Here is a 19,239-nt window from a genome sequence, read left to right on the forward strand (position 1 = left end):
TCACTTCAGGGCCTCGCTTCCCCTGGGTTCCGGCAGCCGCGGCGGTTCGACGGCCGGATGGTGGCAGGCGATGGAATGCCGTGCCCCGCCCAGGAGTTCGGGTGCCGTCGTGCGGCACACCTCACTGGCGAGCGGGCACCGGTCGGCGAACCTGCACCCCGCGGGGAAGTCGGCGGGCGACGGGACGACGCCCTTGATCTGGGTGAGGCGCTGTGCCGCCGACTCCAGGGAGAGCACCGAGCCGAGCAGGCCGCGCGTGTAGTGGTGGGACGGCGACTCGACCAGGTCCGCCGTCACGCCCGTCTCGACGATCTGCCCGCCGTACATCACGACGACCCGGTCGGTGACGTCGGCGACGAGCGCCAGGTCGTGCGAGACGAGGATCAGCGCGAAGCCCAGCTCCTCGCGCAGCCGCAGGAGGAGCTGGATCACCTGGGCCTGGACGGTGACGTCCAGGGCCGTCGTCGGTTCGTCCGCGACGATCAGTTTCGGGTCGCGGGAGAGCGCCATCGCGATGAGTACGCGCTGGCGCTGGCCGCCCGACAGCTCGTGCGGATAGCTGCGCAGGGTGCGGTCCGGGTCCAGGCCGACCAGTTCGAGGAGTTCGACCGCCGTGCGGCGCCCTCCTCGCCGTACGACCTGTTTGAGCTGGGCGCGTACCGTCATCGCGGGGTTCAGGGACGACAGGGCGTCCTGGTAGATCATCGCCATGTCATGGCCGAGCAGCCGCCTGCGGGCGCGCATCGGCATGCCGATCAACTGCTCGCCGTCAAAGGTGACTTGGCCGCCGATGCGGGCGCCCTTGGGTTCCAGGCCCATCACGGTCAGCGCGGTGAGCGACTTGCCGCAGCCCGACTCGCCGACCAGGCCGAGGACTTCGCCCGGCCGCACGTGGAAGCTGATGCCGTCGACGATGTCCACGCCGCCGTGCCGGGCGTCGAAGCCGATGGTGAGGTCGGAGACCGTCAGGACCGGGGTCCCCTCCGGCAGCGGACGTGCGCGGGAGCGCAGCCGCTGTGCCGCCTCGGTCAGCCCCGGCAGCTCAAGCACCTTGCCGCTGCCCGGCTCGGGAGCCTCGATCTGATCCTCCTTGCGGGCCGCGCCCGGCACGTCGCGGGTCGCGGGCGCCGCCCAGGCGTCCGATACGCCCTCGGAGAGGATGTTCAGGGCGAGGACCGTGATCAGCATGAGGAGGCCGGGGAAGACCGTCGCCCACCAGCCGCCGAGCAGCACCATGTTCTTGCCGTCGGCGATGACGCTGCCCCAGGACGGGTCCGGGGGCCGGACACCGGCGCCGATGAAGGACAGCGAGGCCTCGAAGACGATGGCCTCGGCGACCTGCACCGTGCAGAACACCAGGATGGGGGCGGCGCAGTTGATGGCGACGTGCTTGATGAGGATGTGCGGGGTGCGGGCGCCGACGATGTGCTCGGCGACGACATAGTCCTCGCCGTACTGATCCATCACATTCGCGCGTACGACCCGTGCGATGGGTGGCGTGAACAGGAACGCGATGGCGCAGATCAGGACGAGGATGCCGCCTCCGAAGACCGCGACGAGCACGGCGGCGAGCGCGATCCCCGGGAACGCCATCACCACATCCAGGCACCGCATCAGCGTCTCGTCGACCGCCTTGCGCGAGGTCGCCGCGATCGCGCCGAGCACCGCGCCGACGATCAGGGCGAGCAGCGTCGCCCCGAGCCCGATCGCCAGGGACCAGCGCGCCCCGTACATCAGCCTGCTGAGGATGTCCCGGCCCAGGCTGTCCTGCCCCATCCAGTGGTCGCCGGACGGATGTCCGGTGCCGTCGGTCTGCGGCTGCTGGTCGAGCGGGTCGTGCGGGGCGAGCAGCGGTGCGAAGAGCGCCACGAGCACGACGACGCCTACGACGCCGACCGCGAACCGGGAGAGGAGGGGCAGACGGCGCAGGGACTTCAGCCGGATGCCGGGCCGCGAGAGCCGCTCGGCCAGTGCCTTGCGCGACGTGATCATCAAGCGGCCCCCCTCAGGCGCGGATTGACCAGCAGATGGAGGATGTCGAGGACGAGGTTCACGACGACGAATCCGACGGCGGTCGTGATGACGACGCCCTGCACGACGGCCGGGTCGCCGTTCTTCACGGCGTCGATCATCAGCTTCCCCATCCCCGGCAGCGAGAAGATCGTCTCGATGACGACCGCGCCGCCGAGCAGATAGCCGACGCGCAGGCCGAGCACGGTGAGCGGATTGATGAGCGCGTTGCGGAGCACATTGCGGCCGACGACCACGACCGGCGGCAGGCCGCTGCCGATCGCCGTGCGTACGTAGTCCTTGTCGAGCTCCTCGACCACGGCCGTACGGATGATGCGGGTGAGGCCGGCGGCCACGGGCAGGGAGAGCGCGAGGGCGGGCAGCGTCATGCTCTTGAGCCAACCGCTCAGCGAATCCCCGGGGTTGACGTAGCCGCCGGTCGGAAACCAGCCCAATTCCACCGCCAGATACTGGATCATGAGCAGCGCGAGCCAGAAGCCGGGCGCCGCCACACCGGTCAGCGAGACGACGCGGATCAGCTGGTCCGGCAGCCGGTCACGGTAGATCGCGGCGGTCACGCCGAGAAGCAGCGAGATGACCACCGCAATGCCAAGACCCATGAAGGTCAACTGCATGGTGAGCGGAAGCGCGGTGGTGACCTGGTCCACCACCGGTGAGCGGGTGAGCACGCTGATGCCCATGTCGCCCTGGGCCAGGTCGCCCACGAAGGCGACGTAGCGCACCGGCAGCGGATCGAGCAGCCCGTTCTCCTCGCGGAACTGCTGCAGTTGCTCCTGGGTCGGATTGGCGCCCTGGAAGAACGCCGAGGCCGGATCGACGTCCGAGAACCGCATCACGAGGAAGACGAACAGGACGATGCCGAGCAGAAGCGGGACGAGCAGGGCGATGCGGCGGGCCAGGATTCTGACGATCGCGGTCACGTCGTACGACTCCCAACGGTCTTACCGGCAGGGCTGGTTGGCCAGTCGACTAGCCGGCTAGTCGGCCCACTTGGCCTGGAGGAGATTGATCCCGGGGTAGGGCTGGGCCTTGATGCCGGTGAGCTTCTTCGGGTCCCATGCGGTCATCAGCTCGTTGTGGACGACCGGATAGATCACGGCCTGCTCGGCGACGATGTCGATGTAGTCCTGCACCATGGCCTTCTTCTTGGCCGCGTCGGGCTCGCGCGTGGCCTGGTCCATGTCCTTGAAGAGCTTCTTGGCGGTGGAGTTGCCGGCCCAGCGGGCGTAGCCCATCCACAGGTTCTCGGGCCCGTAGTTGTAATGCATGATCAGGTCGGCATCGATCCCGAACTGATTGGGATTCGAGGCGGCGGCAACGACCTGATAGTCCTTCTTCTGATCCATCTTGGTGAAGACGGCGGTGGTCTCCTGCGGATCGAGCGTGGTCTTCACGCCGATCGCATCCCACGAAGCCTTGATGGTCGGAAGACAGTCGACGATCCAACTGACGTTCACAGCCATCAAATTGACGGTGAGATCCTTGACCCCGGCGTCCTCCAGAAGCTGCTTCGCCTTCTTCGGGTCGTACGCGTAAACCGTTTTGGCGGGCCGGTAGGCGGGATTGGACTCGTTGAGGAACGAAGTCGACGCCTTGCCATGCCCCTTGAGGGCGACCTCGATCATCTTCTCCGTGTCGATGGCATAGTGCAGCGCCTGTCGCACACGCACGTCGTCGAAGGGCTTGTGCGCGGTATTGAACATCAGGAACAGGTTGTTCATCCCTGCCCCGCCCTCGACGGTGAGCCCGTCCTTCTCCAGCTGCGTGATGTTGGCGTACGGGATGTTGTCCGAGATCTCCGAGTCCGCGCTGCCGCCGGAGATCTTCGCGACGCGGGGTGCGGCGTCCACGATGGTCAGCCAGTTCATCTTCTTGAAGGCAGCCTTGCGGGGTCCGTTGTAGTCGTCGAACGCCTCGAAGGTGGTGTTGGACTTCGGGGCGTGCGAGGCCTGCTTGTACGGTCCCGAGCCGATCGCCTTGCCCTTGGTCGCCTCGTCCCAGGCGCCGGGCTTGGAGAAGACGTGCTTAGGCATGATCTTGGCGAGGGAGAGCCGGGCGACGCCGTCGGGGAACGGGAACTTGAGGGTGAGCTCGACGGTGGTCGCATCAACCTTCTTGACGCCCTTGAGCCAGCTTTCGAAGAAGCCCTTGGCGAGGGTCTGCGTCTTCGGATCGAGGATCCGGTCGAAGACGAATACGACGTCATCGGCGGTGACGGGCTTCCCGTCGTGCCACTTGGCGCCCGCGCGCAGGGTGAACTTCCAGGTGGTCGCCTTGGGGTCGGTGGGGACCTCGGTGGCGAGGGCGGCGTACGGCTCGCGGGTGATGGGGTCGGTGCCGAGGAGACCCTCGTAGATGTGCTCGTTGCCGGCCATCGCGAACGCGGACGCGGTCTGCGTCGGGTCCCAACTGCCGTCGTTTCCATACCCGATGACGGCGGTAAGCGTGGACCCTCCACCCTTGCCGCCGCCCCCGTCGGCCTCGTTGGTGGACTCGGGTCCCGAGGAACAGGCGGAGAGCGTGGTGGTGATGGCCGCGGCTGCGCCAAGGGCACCCGTGTACTTGAGGAAGGAGCGGCGGTCGGGTGCGGGTTGGGTGGAGCCGATGCTGGTCTTCTGGTCGCTCACTGTGTCTCCCTTGCTCCTTGAGAGATCCCACGTCCTACGTCGTGGTGGCGTGGCGACCATAAGAGCGCCGCGATGGCCGGTCAAGAGATCGCGCACGGATCGGATTCCGCGCCGATTCCGCGCCGCTTTGACGCTTGCGCAGATGATCTGGATCCGGAGGTGGGACGTGGGATGTCATCCGTGCCTACGATGTGCCGCATGCCTCAGGAGCCAGTCCGCGAACGGCGCGTGGGCAGCCAAGTCCAGCGCGCTGTCATGCAGTTGATCCTCGACCGGAGACTTCGCCCGGGCGCGTCGCTGCCCACCGAGGCCGAACTGATGGAGGACCTCGGTGTCAGCAGGAACTCGGTACGGGAGGCGCTGAAGGCGCTTCAGGCGCTGGACATAGTGGAGATCAGACACGGCTACGGCACATACGTGGGCCAGGCTTCACTGACCCCACTCGCGGACGGCCTGACATTCCGAACCCTGCTCCAACTCTCGGACGACACCCACGCGCTGGCGGAAATCCTCCAACTCCGAGAGGTCCTGGAGGAGGGCCTGATACGCCGGGTCGCGTACCTCCTCACGGACGGTGAGCTGTCCGAACTGGAGGCGCTGGTAGGAAAAATGGAGCAGGCGGCAGGTCAGGGCGCCGCCTTCCCCGACCTGGACCGCGAGTTCCACGAGACCCTGTACCGCTCCCTGGGCAACGAACTGGTGCCACAGCTCCTGACCGCGTTCTGGAACGTCTTCCACCGGGTGGCAGGCGTCCGAGGCTGGTCGAACGACCCCGCCCCGGAGCTGACGGTGAGCAGACACCGGGACATCGTGACGGCGCTACGGGCCCGGGACGTACCCCGGGCCCAGCGGGCGATGGCGGATCACTTCAGGGGGATCGAGGCGCGGGCGGGGCAGGAGTCGAGGGGGGTGGGGTGAGGCGTTCGCTCGTCGGGGTCGACCGGATCAAGGGCTCAGCCCTGCACAATCTCAAAGAGCTGCGGCCCGGTTGAGCGCCGCGAGGCGGAGTACATCGCCGACCGTGAGAGGGAGCTGGGGAAGTGAGCGGACACATCAAGTGGTCGGCCAGTGGTCACCGCGAGCGGGCGGAGGAGCTCTCGGGCGGCCGGGAGGCGTTCCTCGACGGCGCCGAACGCATGCTCGCCGAGGCTCGCGCGTGGCGCCTGGCCGAGATGCGGCAGGAGCGCGGCTACACCCAGGCGCAGGTGGCCGAGCGCATGGGGGTCAGCAAGGGCAGGGTCTCCCAGATCGAGAGCGGTCAGGTGTCCGGCACGGATGTCGTGGCGCGCTATGTCGAGGCGCTGGGCGGCAGCCTGGTGATGGTTGCGGTGTTCGGTGACGGGGAGCTGCGGAAGGTTGGGTGAGGTGCCGTGCTCTTGTCGGCTTAGCCCTCGTCCCCTTCACGAGCCTCCATGTACGCTTTCGCGCCTGCGAGATGTGGCCCGCTGACGGCATCGGCGCCCGTGACGAGCAGGAGCCAGCGCAGTTCGGCACAGGCGAAGAAGGATTCGCCCCAGGTGTCGACCCAGATCCGGATGCTGCCCTCCGTCGACCGCGTCAGATCCCACCAGGCCCAGCCTCTGGACTCGGACTCGGGGTCGAACTCGTAGAGCCACTCCTGAAGCCTCCAGGGCGCACCCTGGAACGCGGATATGTAGCGCTCTCTGCCGCGCCTCGCGAATTCAGGGGAATCCCCGGACAGAGGGCCGCTGACCGTGGCGAACCACTGGGGGACGGAGTCCACGGGCAAGTCGGTGTCGAAGTCTTCGGAGAGGGCCAGGGTCAGCGCGGTATCGAGTACGGGCCGCAGGCGGGCCGCGTACTCGTCGGCCGGCACCGTCGGTGTCACATCAAAGAAGCTCAGCACCGGCGGTGTGCCCTGAGGGGAGGGGCGCTGGGCGACGCGGAGCCTTTCCCGCTCGATGTCCTTGATCTCATGCAGCATGTCAGCAGGTTTCCTCATCAGCCTTGAACGGCTGCGCAACGTCCGATGGCGGACGCCGGATGGCTGCCGTCAGGGTCGGGTCGTGGGACAGGGCGACCGTCAGGGCGCGGAAGATGCGGACCTCCGGGTTGTCGTCGTTCGCGCGTACCGCCAGGTAGCTGCTCACCCATGGGGCGTCCAGGATCGGTACGAAGACCGCGCCCGGCCAGGCGTAGTAGCGGGCGAAGGACTTGAGGCCCGAGCCCGCCGCCGTGCCGGTGATCACCCCGGTCAGGACCTCCTGCGGGGTCACCGCGTACGCCGTGCTGCGGCGCCTGGCCTCGTGGTCGAAGTAGAGGTAGTCCGTGAAGGTGCGCGGCGTGTGGCCGGGGACGCGGATGAACGGGAGGTCCGCGATGTCGGCCACCGTCGCGCCGGTCAGACGGGCGTCGGCCAGGGCGGAGCCCTCCGGAACGACCACGATGCGCTGCTCGGTCGTCAGGACGTCGGCGGTGATCCGTTCGTCGTCGGGGCCCGGGCGTACGAAGGCCACGTCCACACGGTCCTCCGTCAGGGCCGTGACGTGTTCCGTGAAGTCCAACTGGCGGATCTCGACGGCCACTTCGGGGCGTGCGCGGCGGAACGCGTTGATCGACGCAGGGGTCAGCTCCGCCGAGCCGTGGCCCATGATGCCGACCCGCAGGGGCCGCCCGGCAGCGGGCGTCGTCGCCTCGGCCATGTCGTCGAGCGCTGCGTTCGACGCGGCGAGCAGCACGCGCGCGTGCCCGGCCAGGCGGGTGCCCGCCGGGGTGGGGACCACGGGGCTGCCCGTGCGGTCGAGCAGCCGTGTGCCGAGTTCCGTCTCCAGGCGGCGGACGTGCTGCGTCACGGCCGGCGGGGAGAGGAAGAGGCGCTTGGCCGCCTGCCCGAAGTGACCCTCCTCGACCACCGCCAGGAAGGACGACAGGAGTCGCAGGTCCAGGGGCGCGGAAGGCATGCGGACCAGCGTAAGTGAGGTGATGGTGGGCGGCCGCACGGCATTTACGAATCGTGAACGGAGGCGGCGGGCGGGCGCCGGGCAGCCATAGAACTGGGCCTCATGAGCACCACCGTCACGCATCTCGCCCCGATGGAACAGCCGTCCGCGCCCGCCCCGAGCCATGGACTCCGGACGGGCTGGATCATGATGGCCTCCGGCTGGAGCGCCAACCAGTTCTCCGCCCTCCTCGGCGCCTACCGCTCCGAGCTCGGCTTCTCCGAGTCGGCGGTGACCGGCCTCTTCGCCCTGTACGTCATCGGCCTCATCCCCGGCCTCCTGGTCGGCGGACCGCTGGCGGACCGCATCGGCCGCCGCCCGGTCGCCCTGACCGCGCTGGCCCTGAACCTCGTTTCCACCGGCTTGCTGATGCTGGGCGCGGGGGCCACCGCGTGGGTGCCGCCGGGTCGCTTTCTGACGGGCGTCAGTGCGGGCGCGTTGCTCGCGGCGGGCAGCGCGTGGATCAAGGAACTCTCTTCTCCGCCGTACGTCGCCGAGAGCGGCCCCGCGTCCACGGCCTCCCGCCGGGCGGGCCTCTTCGTGTCGGCGGGCTTCGCGTCGGGCGGCCTCGCGGCGGCGCTGATCGCAGAGTGGGCACCGCATCCGCTGATCACGGCGTATCTGCCCCACGTGCTGCTGGCGGCGGGCGCCGGTCTGGCGGCGCGCAGGTCCCCGGAGACCGTTCCCGCCGGTCTGAGCAGCCCCGCCGGTCTGAGCAGCCCCGCCGGTCTGAGTCGCCCCGCCGTTCCGCGCCGCCCCGCCGTCCCCGCCGTACCGAGTCCGACGGGCGAGGGCGCTCGCCCCGGGAGGCACTTCCGGCGGGCCGTTCTGCCGCTGGCCCCCTGGATCTTCGCCGCCCCCGCGACCGGCTTCGTCACGCTCCCCGCCCTGGTGCACGGCAGCCTCGTCTACACCGGCGTGGCCACCGCCGTCGTCCCCGGCGCCGGTCTGCTGATCCAGCCGGCGGCCCGCCTCCTGGCGGCGAGGCACCGTCTGGCCACGGCGGTGGCCGCGCTGACGGCCATCACCGCGGGCCTCGCCCTGGCCGTACCGGCGGTGAAGGCCGACCAGCAGCTCCTCGCCCTCGCGGCCGCGGCGATACTCGGCGTGGGATACGGCCTGGCCCTTACCCACGGTCTCACCGAGGTCACGGCCATCGCCCCGCCCCGGCGCCTGGCCCGCATCACCGCGTACTTCTGGACGGCGGCGTACGTCGGCATGTTCACCCCGTACGCGGTCACGCTCCTGTCCGGCGCCGGCCCGCTCTCCCCGCCCGCGATCCTCACCGGCATGGCGGCACTCGCGGCCCTCACCTGCGGGCTGTTCATCGCCCTCAACTTCCGTACCGGACCGCGCTAGGCCTTCAGTGCTTACCTTCTGGTCAGCCACTGGCCGAACGTTCGGCGGCGGGGCTCAAGGGAGCCTGCGTACGTAGCGAATGCCTGGGCGGCCGTCCAGGTCGGGCAGTTCGGCCTCCGCCATGAAGCCCGTGCGCGTCAGCACCGTCTGCGAGCCCGGGTTGTCGAGCGTCGTCTCCGCCCGCAGCCTGCGCAGGCCGTACTCCTCGGCCGCCCGCACGCACACCTGGCGTACCGCGCGCGTCGCCAGGCCCCGGCCCGCCGCGCTCTCCGCCATGCGGTAGCCCAGCTCCGCCTCGCCGTCCGGTGTCACGTCGATCAGGTTGACCCGGCCGAGGATCTCGCCGCCGTCTCCCACCAGTACGTGGAAGTGGCAGACCCCGGCCGCCTGTTCGGCGAGGAGGGACGTGTGGCGGGCCTCGAAATCGGTGAAGTAGGTGTCGCCTCGGTCAGGGACCGACTTGGCGAAGTACGCGCGGTTCTCCTGCTCGAAGGCGAGCAGGGCCGGGGCGTGGTCGGGGCGGAGGCGCTGGAGTTCGGGCATGCGTGAACGCTAGCCCCGGCCGCCCTCCTGCCGCACCGGGAAATACTGGCGCGGCGTCAGACCCACGATGCGGTGGAACGCCGCCACGAACGAACTCGCCGAGGCGTAGCCCACCCGCGCCGCCACCGCCTCGATCGTCATGCCGTCCGCCAGCAGCGGCATCGCCGCCTGCATGCGAAGGCGCTCCCGCCACTGGCCGAACGCCAGGCCCGTGTCGGACGAGAAGGCGCGGGCGAGCGTGCGGGCGCTTGCGCCTGCCGTCCGGCCCCATGCCTCCAGTGGGCGGCCGTCCGAGGGGTTGGCCGCCAGGGCTCTCGCCACCTCCCTCGCCCGTGCGTCCTTCGGCTCCGTCACGGAGATGCTCGTCACCGGGACGGGGTGGAGCACGTCGAGCAGGACCCGCTCCGCGCGCGCCCGTGCGGCCACGTCCAGATCCGTGCGGAGCAAGTGGTCGATCAGGGCGCGCAGGAGCGGGCCCGCCGCAAGGACCGTCGGCTCCGTCCACGACGCCGCCGCGGGGCAGCTCGCCGGTTCGATGTACGGGCTGCGCATCACCGTGTCGCCCGCCGCCTCCGTCGCGTGCGGCAGCCCCGCCGGGATCCACAGCGCGAGCGTGGGCGGCAGCAGCCAGGAGCCGGTCGCGGTTCTGATGCGGAGCAATCCCCTTGCCGACCAGGCGAGTTGATGCCGCAGGTGGTGGTGCGTGGCGAAGCGCAGACCGCGCGGCATCGTGAAGTCGCCGACGAAGATCGCCGTCAGCCCTTGAGGGGAGTGTCCGGTCTGCGACATGGGACGGCAGCCTAGCCCGTGTCGGACACCTCGGGCCCGGACCTAGCGTCGCCGTATGCCGATGAACCGAGCACACCGCAAGCTGTGCAGCTCCCAGCAATGGGCCCAGGCCGTGAAGGACCGCCTCCTGCCCTGGGCCCTCGAAGACGTCGAACTCGGCGAGGACGTCGTGGAGATCGGCCCGGGGTACGGGGCCAATCTGCGCGTACTCGTCGACCAAGTGCCCCGCCTCACCGCCGTCGAGATCGACGGCGACACAGCAGGGCTTCTGCAGCGCCAGTGGGGCGACCGGGCCCGCATCCTGCACGCCGACGGCTCCGACATGCCGCTCCCTGACGACACCTACTCGTCCGTCGTCTGCTTCACGATGCTGCACCACGTGCCCACCGACGCACTCCAGGACCGCATCTTCGCCGAGGCGTTCCGCGTGCTGCGGCCCGGCGGCGTCTTCGCGGGCAGCGACGGCCAGCCCAGCCTCCGCTTCCGGCTTCTGCACTTCCGCGACACGATGAACACCGTGGCCCCGGCGGACCTCCCTGCGCGCTTGGCGGCCGCCGGTTTCACCGAGCCGGTCGTGGACTGCCATCCGGAGAGCGGCGGCCTGCGCTTCAGGGCCCGCAAGCCCTGACGCCGCGCGCCGCGATCACGAGTCCTTGTCGTCCTTGTCGTCCAGGTCCAACCGGTACTGGATCACGTCACGGGCGCACGAAAGCACCCGGCGGTTGTGGCTGTACGCGTAGGCGCGCAGGCGTATCAGCGCCTGCGCGCAGGGGATCTCCAGCTGCGCGGCGAGCATGCCGGTCGCCTGGTGGACCTCCGCGAAGTGCAGGCAGGTCTCGTCCAGGAGCAGACCGGAGGAGGGGGCGGGACGGGCGGTGAGCGTGATGACGACCTGGGAGAGGGTGTCCGCCAGCGCGAACGCGTCCGCGAGCTGATCGGTGCCGAGCGGCCCCGGCGTCGTGCGGTGCCCGGTCAGCGCCCCCAGTGCGATCACCCCGATCCGCAGCGGGAACGCGAACACGGCCGCGACGCCCAACTCCTCCACCGAGTACGGCAGTCCGGGCCAGCGCACGACCGCGAAGCCCGTCGCATCGCCCATGTCGGGCATCAGGAGCAGCGCGCCGTCGTCGGCGGCGTCCCTGCTCGGCCCATGACCCTGGGTGAGCTGCAGATCCTCCAGCGCACCGGTGCGTTCACCGAAGGACTGCACCAGCTCCGGAGTGCTGCCCTCGTGGGCGAGGAGCAGCGCGAGACCGTCGAGGCCCAGCGCTTCAGAGCACGCCTGCAGGGGCAGCGGGGCAAGCCCCGGACCCGAGTGAGTGTGCAGTGCCCGCAGATACGACGCCATCGCGTGCAGCGGCACCGCCCTCACCCCTCAGCGTCCGGGGTCCAGTAACACGGGGTCGGCCGTGTCCTCCAGGACCTGTCGGGCGACATCGGTCAGCCGCGCGTTGTGACTGCGCGCGTATTGCCGCATCACCGTGAACGCCTCCTCCACCCCGGTCCGGCGGCGGTGGGCGAGATACCCCTTGGCCTGCTCGATCACGATCCGGCTGTCCAGGGCCGACTGAAGTTGTGCGGCCACTACCATCTGCTCGCTCACCGCCCGCTGTTGCAGCACACCGATGGTGGCGGTGTCCGCAAGCGCCTGGCCGAGCCGCAGCTGGGGCGCGTCCAGCGGGCCGGGGTCGCTCCGGAACAGGTTCAGCGCGCCGATCACCTGGTCGTGCATCCGCAGCGGAGCCGCGACGACCGAGGTCAGCCCCAACTCCACGGCGTACGGCGCGAATCGGGGCCACCGATCGCGGGCCGTGTCGGTGTCGAGCGGTACGTCGGGCACGTGGAGACCGCCGCCGAGCACACAGTCCCGGCACGGCCCCTCGTCCCACTCGATGCCGTTCATCTCCAGTACGCGGGTCTGCTCGTCCGATGCGGCGGCGTCCACCACCTGGCCTGCCGGCGTGGTCAGCAGCACCCCGGCCGCGGACACGTCCAGGAGATCCACACAGTGCTCGGCGAGTGTGTGCAGGAAGCCGATGACGTCGAAGTCGCGTACGAGCGTGTCGGCGAGGTCGACGAACGCGGCCGAGAGCCGTTCCTCACGGGGAGGGCTGGACATGCCCCAATCGCCTCCAGGGGGCCTGGGAGTCATCCCGCTCGCTGCCCCGCGACAAACGCGGACCAGGCTTCGGGGCGGATGAACAGGGCGGGACCCTGAGGGTTCTTGCTGTCGCGGACGGGAACTATGCCGGGGAGTCCGTCGGCTACTTCGACGCAGGCCTCCCCGCCGTCGCCGCCGCTGTAGCTGCTCTTGCGCCAGCGGACGCCTACGAAGTCGTACGTGACCTCGACGCAGTTGCCGCCTTCACCGTTGCTGTAACTGCTCTTGTGCCAGCGGGCGTTGCTCAGGTCGTACTCGTACATCGTCTGTAATCCTCAGCTGCCGACTCGACCAGGGCGAGGGACGCCTTCGGCGGCAGCGCGGCGCCCCTGAGTAGATCGTAGGCGCGCTGGGCCCGCACCACCACCGCCGGTTCGTCGACGAGGGTTCCCGAAAACGCCGTCTCTGTATAGGCGGTTGGGGGAGCGTCGTCGAACTCCATGAGCCTCAGGTCCCCGGTCATGTTGGCGTGCGCCCCCGCCTCGTACGGAAGCACCATCACCAACACATGCCGCTCCCGCATCAGCTTCGCGACGTGGTCCAACTGCTGAGCCATCGCCTCCGGTCCACCCACCGGGATGTACAGCGCGTTCTCGTGCAGCACCACCCAATACTCGGGCCTTGTAGCGTCCTTGAGGACGCGCGCCCGCTCCAGCCGGGCGGTCACCTTCTCGTCCACGTACTCGTCGGTGACGAACGGGTTGGCCGCCACGGTCACCGCGCGGGCGTACGCGGCGGTCTGCAGGAGGCCCGGAACCAGGGTCGGCGCGAACTCACAGATGCGCGTCGCCAGCGCCTCCAACTCCACGACCGCCGCAAAGTAATCCGCGTACCTCTTGTCGTCGATCAGCTTCCGGCACATCCGCTCGAAAAAGCCATCGGTTTGTAGGACCTCATCGATCCTCTCCGCGACATCCAGCTGTGGCTTACGAATTGCCTGTTCGAATTGGCCGATGTATCCGCCGGATACGAAAACCCGTACCCCCAGCGCCGACTGCGTAAGTCCCGCATCCTCTCGGCGCCGCTTCAACTCCGCTCCGAAGAACTCCCATGCCGCCTGCCTCGAACCATTGGCCATGGCCAACCCCCAGTCCCTGCCCCGCAGTTGTAGGAGACAGACTCCTGCCGATTGTAGGCGGATGCCGTCACCGTAGGGATGCGAAGAGTGAGATCCGACGGCAAAGGGGAACCACCCGATGGCTGAGAACAAGACACATGCGCCGGTCTGTGTCGAAGAGGCGGAGGAAACCATGAAAGAATTGCGCGCCGCACTCCAGCGAGCGGGAATTTCGTTGCCGTCATTGCGGATCGACCCCACATCTTTTGCCCGTGAAGCGCCCTGCCCGCTCATTGAATTGGGCGGCTGTCGCGTCGACATGGCGGCCCGGCTGACCGCCGCTCTGGGGGTCGCGCCATGAACGCCAACGCGCTCCCCATCGGTACGTACGCCGTGGACACCCGCACCGGGCAGGTCGGCAGAGTCATGGGCCACGAGGGCCCCTACATCCAGCTGCGCCCCTTCGGCGGCGGCAGGGAGTGGGACTGCGCCCCCGACGCGCTGCGCACCGCCACCACATCCGAACGCCTCCGCGCCGCGACGGCGTATGCGAACGCCCGAAGCCGGGGCGAAGTGCCGTGACGTAGGGTGCGGGCGCATGGCGATATGGAGGAAGTGGAGCAGGCCGAAGACCGAGTCCAAGTACCCGGCGCGGCTCACCATGCACCAGCTCTGGATGGTGTCGCTGAGCGCGCCGGTCAGCAGGGACAAGGACGCCTCGCGTACGACGCTGTATCCGTTCACCCGCATCGATGACGCCAAGGCCGAGGCCTGGCTCGCCCAGCAGTGGGAGATCACCGCGCCCGAGCAGCTGCTCGGGCGCCTGGGCCGCCTCGCGAACACCGGGTACCGGGCGATGGCCCAGCGGCGTCTGGGCGTCGCCCCGCTCGCTTGGGATGTCGCGCTTTACGTGGACATCTCACGGCGCGGCTTCGCGTGCGGGATGCTCACCGAACCCGACACCTGGACGCTGCTCAAGAACATCGTCCCGGCGGTGGCCGGAACGTACGCGTCCTGGCAGGAGTACGCCGACCACTACCTCCTGGGCCGGCAGGTGTGGCGGGACAACCTGGAGGCCGCCCGCGGTGACGGCGAGGGCCTCCCCGCCCCGCAGACGGTGTCGGATGCCCACCTTCGGTCCCTCCTGGACCCGGCGAACCGCACGAGCCCGTGGAACCTCGCCCCCTGGGAAGCGATCAGCAACCCGGACAGGCCGCGACGCCGGGGCTAATGCTGCTGCGGCTTCGCGGGAGTCGCCTCGCTCGGCCGCACGATGACGTACCCCTCGCCCTTCAGCATCAGCTGGACCGCCTCCCCGGAACCACCCCTGATCATCGAACCGATCGACTGCGAGCGATGCAGCGAGGTGTCGAGTCCTGCGGTCCAGCCGACCACCGCGTCCGTGTCGACGTACACCGGCTGCTGCGGCGAGACGGGTATCACCAGCGGATTGCCCTCGCAGACGAGCCCGAGGCGGCCCGCTCCCGTGAACACGCTGTTGAAGAGGCCGCCGCCGGTGACGCCCGCGCCCTTCACGGTCTTGATCTCGTACGAGAGCGTCGCGTCGAAGCACAGGACGTTGCGGCCGTTGACGGTGAGGGCGTCGCCCGGCTCGATGTCGACGATGAAGCAGTTCTGCGCCTCGTGCGCGAACCACGCCTCGCCCTGGCCGCGCACGGCCATGAGCGGCAGCCCCTCACCGGTGACCGCCCGCTTGAGCATGCCGCCCATGCCCTGGCTCTTGCGCTCGAACTGCAGGCTGCCGCGGTAGGCGATCATCGCGCCCTGCCTGGCGTGCATCTCGCCGTTCACCGCGTACTTGATCGACTTGGCGTTCTGCAGGGTCATCCCCGGGACGGCGGACGGCTGCACCATGTGCTCGGTGGAGAACAGGTCACTCTTCATGCGGGCAGTTTGTCAGGTGTGGGCGGTTGTGCCAGGGGTTGGGGTGCAACAGTCTTTCGGCAAAGGGCAGTTGACACCCCTGACGGCCCGCGTCATCGTCACGCCGATGGAGAACATGGAGCTGACCGCCACCGAAGCGCGCGTGTGGCAGGCGTACGCGCGCGGCCGCACCGTCGACCTCCGGCCGACGGACGGTGCCGCCGCCGACTCCGGGGCGCAGTGGGGGCCAGAACGCACCGTGCGCGCCGAGGTGCTCCGTGCGCTGCTCCTGGAGGCGCCACGCCAGGCGGGCGAGACACCGCTGCTCCGGCTCACCGGTGCGCGGATCAGCGGGCGACTCGACCTCCAGTACGCCGAGGTGGCGGCGCCCATCCATCTGTGGGCCTGCTACTTCGACGAGGAACTCGACCTGTACGGGGCGCAGCTCCGGCAGCTGAACCTCGGCAGGTCCGTACTGCCCGGCCTGCACGCCATCACCCTGCGCGTCGACGGCTCGCTGCGGATGAGCGGGTGCCGCGTCCGGGGGCCCGTCCGGCTCGGCGGTGCGCGGATCTCGGGGGCGGTCTTCCTCGACGGGGCGGAACTGGGCGAGGCGGGCGTGCGGCTCACCGAGCCGGTCCTCGCGCTCAACCGCGTCACGATCGACGACGACCTCCAGGCCGACGGGGGCCTCACCGCGCACGGCCTGGTGCGCCTCGCGGGTGCCGTCATCGCCGGGAACATCACGTTCGACGACGCCGTGCTCAGCAATCCGGGCGGCACGGCCCTGCACGCGTCGAGCCTCAGCGCCGGTACCGGTCTGCACGCGATGCGGTTGACGGCGCACGGCCGGATCAACATGCCCGGTGCCCGCATCCCCGGCCAGCTCAACCTGGAGGGCGCCCGGCTCTCCAACCCGGGCGGCACGGCCCTGCGCGCCAGCGGCCTCGTCGGCGGCACGCTCGATCTGCTTCAGGCCGAGCCCATCGAGGGCACCGTCACCCTGCGCGGCTGTCAGCTCGAACTCCTGAACATCGCCCCGGAGACATGGCCGGACGAGGTCCGCCTCGACGGTCTGACGTACATGAGGCTCGGCCCGCACGAGCCCGCCGAGCGCCGGCTCCAGGTCCTGGAACGCGACACCGACGGCTACGTCCCGTACGCCTACGAGCAACTCACCGTCGCCTACCGTCACATCGGCGACGACGCGGCCGCCCGTACCGTCCAGCTCGCCAAACTGCGCCGCCACCGCGGGACGCTCTCCTGGTGGGCCAGGGCCTGGGGGTACCTCCAGGACATCACCGTCGGCTACGGCTTCCGGCCCGCGCGCGCCGCCCTGTGGCTGCTCTCTCTGCTGCTGATCGGCTCCGTGACGTACGCGCTGCACCACCCGCGCGCACTGAAGCCGGCCGAGGCACCCGACTTCGACCCGTTCTTCTACACGCTCGATCTGCTGCTCCCCATCATCGGCTTCGGCCAGGAGCAGGCGTATGCGGCAGAGGGCGCGTACCAGTCCCTCTCGTACGCCTTGATCGTCATGGGCTGGACCCTGGCGACCACGATCGCGGCGGGCGTCACACGGGCGATCAGCCGCCAGTAGGGGCGATCGGCGCCCCCGGCCCCGGCCGCCGACCCCGTACGCGAGAATGAACCCATGAGCCTGTTCCGTGATGACGGCGTCGTGCTGCGCACCCAGAAGCTGGGTGAGGCGGACCGCATCATCACGCTGCTCACACGCGGTCACGGACGTGTGCGGGCCGTTGCCCGTGGCGTGCGGCGGACCAAGTCCAAGTTCGGGGCGCGGCTTGAGCCGTTCTCCCATGTCGACGTGCAGTTCTTCGCGCGCGGCAGCGAACTCATCGGGCGCGGGCTTCCGTTGTGCACACAGAGTGAGACCATCGCTCCGTACGGTGGTGGGATCGTGACCGACTATGCGCGGTACACCGCCGGTACGGCGATGCTGGAGACCGCCGAGCGGTTCACCGATCATGAGGGTGAGCCGGCCGTGCAGCAGTATCTGCTGCTGGTGGGCGGGCTGCGGACGCTCGCTCGCGGTGAGCACGAGCCGCATCTCATCCTCGACGCGTTCCTGCTCCGCTCCCTCGCCGTGAACGGCTACGCGCCGAGCTTCACGGACTGCGCGAAGTGCGGCATGCCGGGACCCAACCGCTTCTTCTCCGTCGCGGCGGGCGGCTCGATCTGCGTCGACTGCCGGGTGCCCGGCAGCGTCGTGCCGTCGGCGGAGGCGCTCGCGCTGCTCGGCGCGCTGCTCACCGGCGACTGGGACACGGCGGACGCGTGTGAGGCGCGGCACGCCAGGGAGGGCAGCGGACTTGTTTCCGCCTATCTGCATTGGCACTTGGAGCGCGGACTGCGTTCACTGCGGTACGTAGAGAAGAACTGAAGCTAGCTAGGAGAGAGCCCCCCATGGCAGTGTCACGACGCGGAATCCTCGGGCGGTCCCGCCGTGAGTACAAGACCCCCGAGCCGCACCCCACGGGCGTCAAGCCGCCGAAGATCCCCGGCGAGTTGGTGCCGAAGCATGTCGCCATCGTCATGGACGGCAACGGACGGTGGGCCAAGGAGCGCGGCCTGCCGCGCACCGAGGGGCACAAGGTCGGCGCCGAGCGCGTCCTGGACGTGCTGCAGGGCGGCATCGAGATGGGCGTCGGGGCGATCTCGCTCTACGCCTTCTCCACCGAGAACTGGAAGCGGTCCCCGGACGAGGTGAAGTTCCTGATGAACTTCAACCGCGACTTCATCCGCAAGACCCGCGACCAGCTCGACGAGCTCGGTATCCGGGTGCGCTGGGTGGGCCGTATGCCCAAGCTGTGGAAGTCGGTCGCCAGGGAGCTGGAGATCTCCCAGGAGCAGACCAAGGGCAATGACAAGCTGACTCTTTACTTCTGCATGAATTACGGCGGGCGGGCCGAGATCGCCGATGCCGCGCAGGCGCTCGCCGAGGACGTGAAGGCGGGGCGGCTCGACCCTTCGAAGGTGAGCGAGAAGACCTTCGCGAAGTATCTGTACTACCCGGACATGCCGGACGTCGACCTGTTCCTGCGGCCCAGCGGCGAGCAGCGCACCTCCAACTATCTGCTGTGGCAGAGCGCTTACGCCGAGATGGTCTTCCAGGACGTGCTGTGGCCGGACTTCGACCGTCGTGATTTGTGGCGCGCCTGCCTCGAATACGCCTCGCGGGACCGCCGTTTCGGTGGGGCGATCCCCAATGAGCAGCAGATCGCAGAGAGTTAGGCGTACACGGCCTTACACGGACGAAGGGCCCGCACCGTCGCGCTGACGGTGCGGGCCCCTCGCCGTATGGCTACATCTTCGTACGGCTACTTCTTCTTCGCTTCCGCGCACTCCGCGCACGTACCGAAGATCTCCACCGTGTGCGCCACGTTCACATATCCGTGCTCGGACGCGATCGTCTCGGCCCACTGCTCCACGGCCGGGCCCTCGACCTCGACCGCCTTGCCGCACACCCGGCAGACCAGGTGATGGTGGTGGTCGCCGGTGGAGCAGCGGCGGTAGACCGACTCGCCCTCGTCCGTGCGCAGCACGTCGACCTCGCCGGCGTCGGCGAGGGACTGGAGCGTTCGGTAGACCGTCGTCAGGCCCACCGAATCGCCTTTGTGCTTGAGCATGTCGTGCAGGTCCTGCGCACTGCGGAACTCGTCCACCTCGCCCAGAGCCGCCGCCACCGCGGCGCGCTGCCTGGTGGACCGGCCTCGTACCGGGGGTCCCGCAGCTGTTGTCACAGGTGCCTCCTCAACTGATAACTCGCACGATCGCCCGCACATCTGTCATATCCCGTGGGGCCAT

Annotated in this window: 23 protein-coding genes; 10 read left to right on the top strand and 13 right to left on the bottom strand. The window is 69.3% G+C overall.

All coding sequences use genetic code 11. The features are described 5' to 3' along the window. From OG453_RS11715 to OG453_RS11725, 3 genes are read right to left on the bottom strand one after another with little or no spacing between them, the layout of a single operon-like run. Positions 1–1,992, bottom strand: coding sequence for a dipeptide/oligopeptide/nickel ABC transporter permease/ATP-binding protein (locus OG453_RS11715; protein ID WP_266867144.1), 1,992 nt, complete (start codon positions 1,990–1,992; stop codon positions 1–3). After that, positions 1,992–2,951 (bottom strand): ABC transporter permease, encoded by a 960-nt coding sequence (locus OG453_RS11720; RefSeq protein ID WP_266867146.1) that lies wholly within the window; start codon positions 2,949–2,951, stop codon positions 1,992–1,994. The genes OG453_RS11715 and OG453_RS11720 overlap by 1 nt, the downstream gene beginning before the upstream one ends. 57 nt (positions 2,952–3,008) lie before the next feature. Then, positions 3,009–4,658 (bottom strand): ABC transporter substrate-binding protein, encoded by a 1,650-nt coding sequence (locus OG453_RS11725; protein WP_266867148.1) that lies wholly within the window; start codon positions 4,656–4,658, stop codon positions 3,009–3,011. Positions 4,659–4,847: 189 nt separating this feature from the next. Between OG453_RS11725 and OG453_RS11730 the strand changes: the two genes are divergently transcribed. Both OG453_RS11730 and OG453_RS11735 read left to right on the top strand, forming a co-directional pair. After that, positions 4,848–5,576, top strand: a complete 729-nt coding sequence (locus tag OG453_RS11730) for a FadR/GntR family transcriptional regulator (protein WP_266869816.1) — start codon at positions 4,848–4,850, stop codon at positions 5,574–5,576. 122 nt (positions 5,577–5,698) lie between these two features. Beyond that, the gene (locus tag OG453_RS11735) at positions 5,699–6,022 is read left to right on the top strand and encodes a helix-turn-helix transcriptional regulator (RefSeq protein ID WP_266867150.1); all 324 of its coding nucleotides are present in this window, start codon (positions 5,699–5,701) and stop codon (positions 6,020–6,022) included. A 20-nt stretch (positions 6,023–6,042) separates the two neighbouring features. On the opposite strand, the gene OG453_RS11740 is transcribed toward OG453_RS11735, so the two are convergent. Together OG453_RS11740 and OG453_RS11745 are read right to left on the bottom strand one after the other, a co-directional pair. Beyond that, positions 6,043–6,603 (bottom strand): hypothetical protein, encoded by a 561-nt coding sequence (locus OG453_RS11740; protein ID WP_266867152.1) that lies wholly within the window; start codon positions 6,601–6,603, stop codon positions 6,043–6,045. A gap of 1 nt (position 6,604) precedes the next feature. Next, entirely contained in the window at positions 6,605–7,579 is a 975-nt protein-coding gene (locus OG453_RS11745) for a LysR family transcriptional regulator (protein WP_266867154.1), read from the bottom strand. A gap of 102 nt (positions 7,580–7,681) precedes the next feature. Here OG453_RS11745 and OG453_RS11750 point away from each other — a divergent pair, with 102 nt between their 5' ends. Next, positions 7,682–8,977, top strand: a complete 1,296-nt coding sequence (locus OG453_RS11750) for an MFS transporter (protein WP_266867156.1) — start codon at positions 7,682–7,684, stop codon at positions 8,975–8,977. Between the two features lie 54 nt (positions 8,978–9,031). Here the strand turns inward: OG453_RS11750 and OG453_RS11755 are convergent, their stop codons facing one another. Both OG453_RS11755 and OG453_RS11760 read right to left on the bottom strand, forming a co-directional pair. Next, positions 9,032–9,520, bottom strand: coding sequence for a GNAT family N-acetyltransferase (locus OG453_RS11755; protein WP_266867158.1), 489 nt, complete (start codon positions 9,518–9,520; stop codon positions 9,032–9,034). Positions 9,521–9,529: 9 nt separating this feature from the next. Beyond that, positions 9,530–10,309, bottom strand: a complete 780-nt coding sequence (locus tag OG453_RS11760; protein ID WP_266867160.1) for a helix-turn-helix domain-containing protein — start codon at positions 10,307–10,309, stop codon at positions 9,530–9,532. A 55-nt stretch (positions 10,310–10,364) separates the two neighbouring features. Between OG453_RS11760 and OG453_RS11765 the strand changes: the two genes are divergently transcribed. Then, entirely contained in the window at positions 10,365–10,937 is a 573-nt protein-coding gene (locus tag OG453_RS11765; RefSeq protein ID WP_266867162.1) for a class I SAM-dependent methyltransferase, read from the top strand. A gap of 15 nt (positions 10,938–10,952) precedes the next feature. On the opposite strand, the gene OG453_RS11770 is transcribed toward OG453_RS11765, so the two are convergent. From OG453_RS11770 to OG453_RS11785, 4 genes are read right to left on the bottom strand one after another with little or no spacing between them, the layout of a single operon-like run. Then, positions 10,953–11,672, bottom strand: a complete 720-nt coding sequence (locus tag OG453_RS11770) for an ANTAR domain-containing protein (protein ID WP_266867164.1) — start codon at positions 11,670–11,672, stop codon at positions 10,953–10,955. 12 nt (positions 11,673–11,684) lie between these two features. Next, positions 11,685–12,428: a GAF and ANTAR domain-containing protein gene (locus OG453_RS11775; RefSeq protein WP_266867166.1), complete on the bottom strand. Its 744-nt coding sequence runs from the start codon at positions 12,426–12,428 to the stop codon at positions 11,685–11,687. Positions 12,429–12,457: 29 nt separating this feature from the next. After that, the gene (locus tag OG453_RS11780) at positions 12,458–12,733 is read right to left on the bottom strand and encodes a DUF397 domain-containing protein (RefSeq protein ID WP_266867168.1); all 276 of its coding nucleotides are present in this window, start codon (positions 12,731–12,733) and stop codon (positions 12,458–12,460) included. Beyond that, positions 12,715–13,548: a helix-turn-helix transcriptional regulator gene (locus tag OG453_RS11785; RefSeq protein ID WP_266867170.1), complete on the bottom strand. Its 834-nt coding sequence runs from the start codon at positions 13,546–13,548 to the stop codon at positions 12,715–12,717. The genes OG453_RS11780 and OG453_RS11785 overlap by 19 nt, the downstream gene beginning before the upstream one ends. A gap of 118 nt (positions 13,549–13,666) precedes the next feature. Between OG453_RS11785 and OG453_RS11790 the strand changes: the two genes are divergently transcribed. The 3 genes from OG453_RS11790 to OG453_RS11800 are packed head-to-tail and all read left to right on the top strand — an operon-like array spanning position 13,667 to position 14,758. Continuing rightward, positions 13,667–13,888, top strand: a complete 222-nt coding sequence (locus tag OG453_RS11790) for a hypothetical protein (protein ID WP_266867172.1) — start codon at positions 13,667–13,669, stop codon at positions 13,886–13,888. Next, positions 13,885–14,109, top strand: coding sequence for a hypothetical protein (locus tag OG453_RS11795; protein WP_266867174.1), 225 nt, complete (start codon positions 13,885–13,887; stop codon positions 14,107–14,109). Before OG453_RS11790 ends, OG453_RS11795 begins: the two co-directional genes overlap by 4 nt. 16 nt (positions 14,110–14,125) lie before the next feature. Continuing rightward, positions 14,126–14,758 (top strand): DUF1266 domain-containing protein, encoded by a 633-nt coding sequence (locus OG453_RS11800; RefSeq protein ID WP_266867176.1) that lies wholly within the window; start codon positions 14,126–14,128, stop codon positions 14,756–14,758. On the opposite strand, the gene OG453_RS11805 is transcribed toward OG453_RS11800, so the two are convergent. Continuing rightward, positions 14,755–15,432 carry an AIM24 family protein gene (locus tag OG453_RS11805; protein ID WP_266867178.1) on the bottom strand — a complete coding sequence of 226 codons (678 nt, stop codon included), beginning with the start codon at positions 15,430–15,432 and terminating at the stop codon, positions 14,755–14,757. The two genes, OG453_RS11800 and OG453_RS11805, sit on opposite strands and share 4 nt — an antisense overlap. A 106-nt stretch (positions 15,433–15,538) precedes the next feature. Here OG453_RS11805 and OG453_RS11810 point away from each other — a divergent pair, with 106 nt between their 5' ends. From OG453_RS11810 to OG453_RS11820, 3 genes are read left to right on the top strand one after another with little or no spacing between them, the layout of a single operon-like run. Next, positions 15,539–17,011, top strand: a complete 1,473-nt coding sequence (locus OG453_RS11810) for a membrane-associated oxidoreductase (RefSeq protein ID WP_266869817.1) — start codon at positions 15,539–15,541, stop codon at positions 17,009–17,011. 54 nt (positions 17,012–17,065) lie between these two features. Next, positions 17,066–17,815 carry a DNA repair protein RecO gene (gene recO, locus OG453_RS11815; RefSeq protein ID WP_266867180.1) on the top strand — a complete coding sequence of 250 codons (750 nt, stop codon included), beginning with the start codon at positions 17,066–17,068 and terminating at the stop codon, positions 17,813–17,815. A gap of 23 nt (positions 17,816–17,838) precedes the next feature. Further along, a complete protein-coding gene (locus tag OG453_RS11820) occupies positions 17,839–18,666 on the top strand; it encodes an isoprenyl transferase (RefSeq protein ID WP_266867182.1) in 828 nt (275 codons plus the stop codon). An 86-nt stretch (positions 18,667–18,752) separates the two neighbouring features. On the opposite strand, the gene OG453_RS11825 is transcribed toward OG453_RS11820, so the two are convergent. Continuing rightward, a complete protein-coding gene (locus OG453_RS11825; RefSeq protein WP_266867184.1) occupies positions 18,753–19,217 on the bottom strand; it encodes a Fur family transcriptional regulator in 465 nt (154 codons plus the stop codon). Positions 19,218–19,239: the final 22 nt, after the last annotated feature.

This window comes from Streptomyces sp. NBC_01381, from assembly GCF_026340305.1.
GTDB lineage: Bacteria > Actinomycetota > Actinomycetes > Streptomycetales > Streptomycetaceae > Streptomyces.

Coding starts and splice junctions, on each gene's coding strand:
- OG453_RS11730 (WP_266869816.1), top strand. CDS start 4,848: ATGTGCCGCATGCCTCAGGAGCCAGTCCGCGAACGGCGCGTGGGCAGC.
- OG453_RS11760 (WP_266867160.1), bottom strand. CDS start 10,309: ATGTCGCAGACCGGACACTCCCCTCAAGGGCTGACGGCGATCTTCGTC.
- OG453_RS11820 (WP_266867182.1), top strand. CDS start 17,839: ATGGCAGTGTCACGACGCGGAATCCTCGGGCGGTCCCGCCGTGAGTAC.
- OG453_RS11825 (WP_266867184.1), bottom strand. CDS start 19,217: ATGTGCGGGCGATCGTGCGAGTTATCAGTTGAGGAGGCACCTGTGACA.
- OG453_RS11745 (WP_266867154.1), bottom strand. CDS start 7,579: ATGCCTTCCGCGCCCCTGGACCTGCGACTCCTGTCGTCCTTCCTGGCG.
- OG453_RS11810 (WP_266869817.1), top strand. CDS start 15,539: ATGGAGAACATGGAGCTGACCGCCACCGAAGCGCGCGTGTGGCAGGCG.
- OG453_RS11785 (WP_266867170.1), bottom strand. CDS start 13,548: ATGGCCAATGGTTCGAGGCAGGCGGCATGGGAGTTCTTCGGAGCGGAG.
- OG453_RS11740 (WP_266867152.1), bottom strand. CDS start 6,603: ATGCTGCATGAGATCAAGGACATCGAGCGGGAAAGGCTCCGCGTCGCC.
- OG453_RS11795 (WP_266867174.1), top strand. CDS start 13,885: ATGAACGCCAACGCGCTCCCCATCGGTACGTACGCCGTGGACACCCGC.
- OG453_RS11800 (WP_266867176.1), top strand. CDS start 14,126: ATGGCGATATGGAGGAAGTGGAGCAGGCCGAAGACCGAGTCCAAGTAC.
- OG453_RS11750 (WP_266867156.1), top strand. CDS start 7,682: ATGAGCACCACCGTCACGCATCTCGCCCCGATGGAACAGCCGTCCGCG.
- OG453_RS11775 (WP_266867166.1), bottom strand. CDS start 12,428: ATGTCCAGCCCTCCCCGTGAGGAACGGCTCTCGGCCGCGTTCGTCGAC.
- OG453_RS11765 (WP_266867162.1), top strand. CDS start 10,365: ATGCCGATGAACCGAGCACACCGCAAGCTGTGCAGCTCCCAGCAATGG.
- OG453_RS11780 (WP_266867168.1), bottom strand. CDS start 12,733: ATGTACGAGTACGACCTGAGCAACGCCCGCTGGCACAAGAGCAGTTAC.
- OG453_RS11790 (WP_266867172.1), top strand. CDS start 13,667: ATGGCTGAGAACAAGACACATGCGCCGGTCTGTGTCGAAGAGGCGGAG.
- OG453_RS11805 (WP_266867178.1), bottom strand. CDS start 15,432: ATGAAGAGTGACCTGTTCTCCACCGAGCACATGGTGCAGCCGTCCGCC.
- OG453_RS11715 (WP_266867144.1), bottom strand. CDS start 1,992: ATGATCACGTCGCGCAAGGCACTGGCCGAGCGGCTCTCGCGGCCCGGC.
- recO (WP_266867180.1), top strand. CDS start 17,066: ATGAGCCTGTTCCGTGATGACGGCGTCGTGCTGCGCACCCAGAAGCTG.
- OG453_RS11755 (WP_266867158.1), bottom strand. CDS start 9,520: ATGCCCGAACTCCAGCGCCTCCGCCCCGACCACGCCCCGGCCCTGCTC.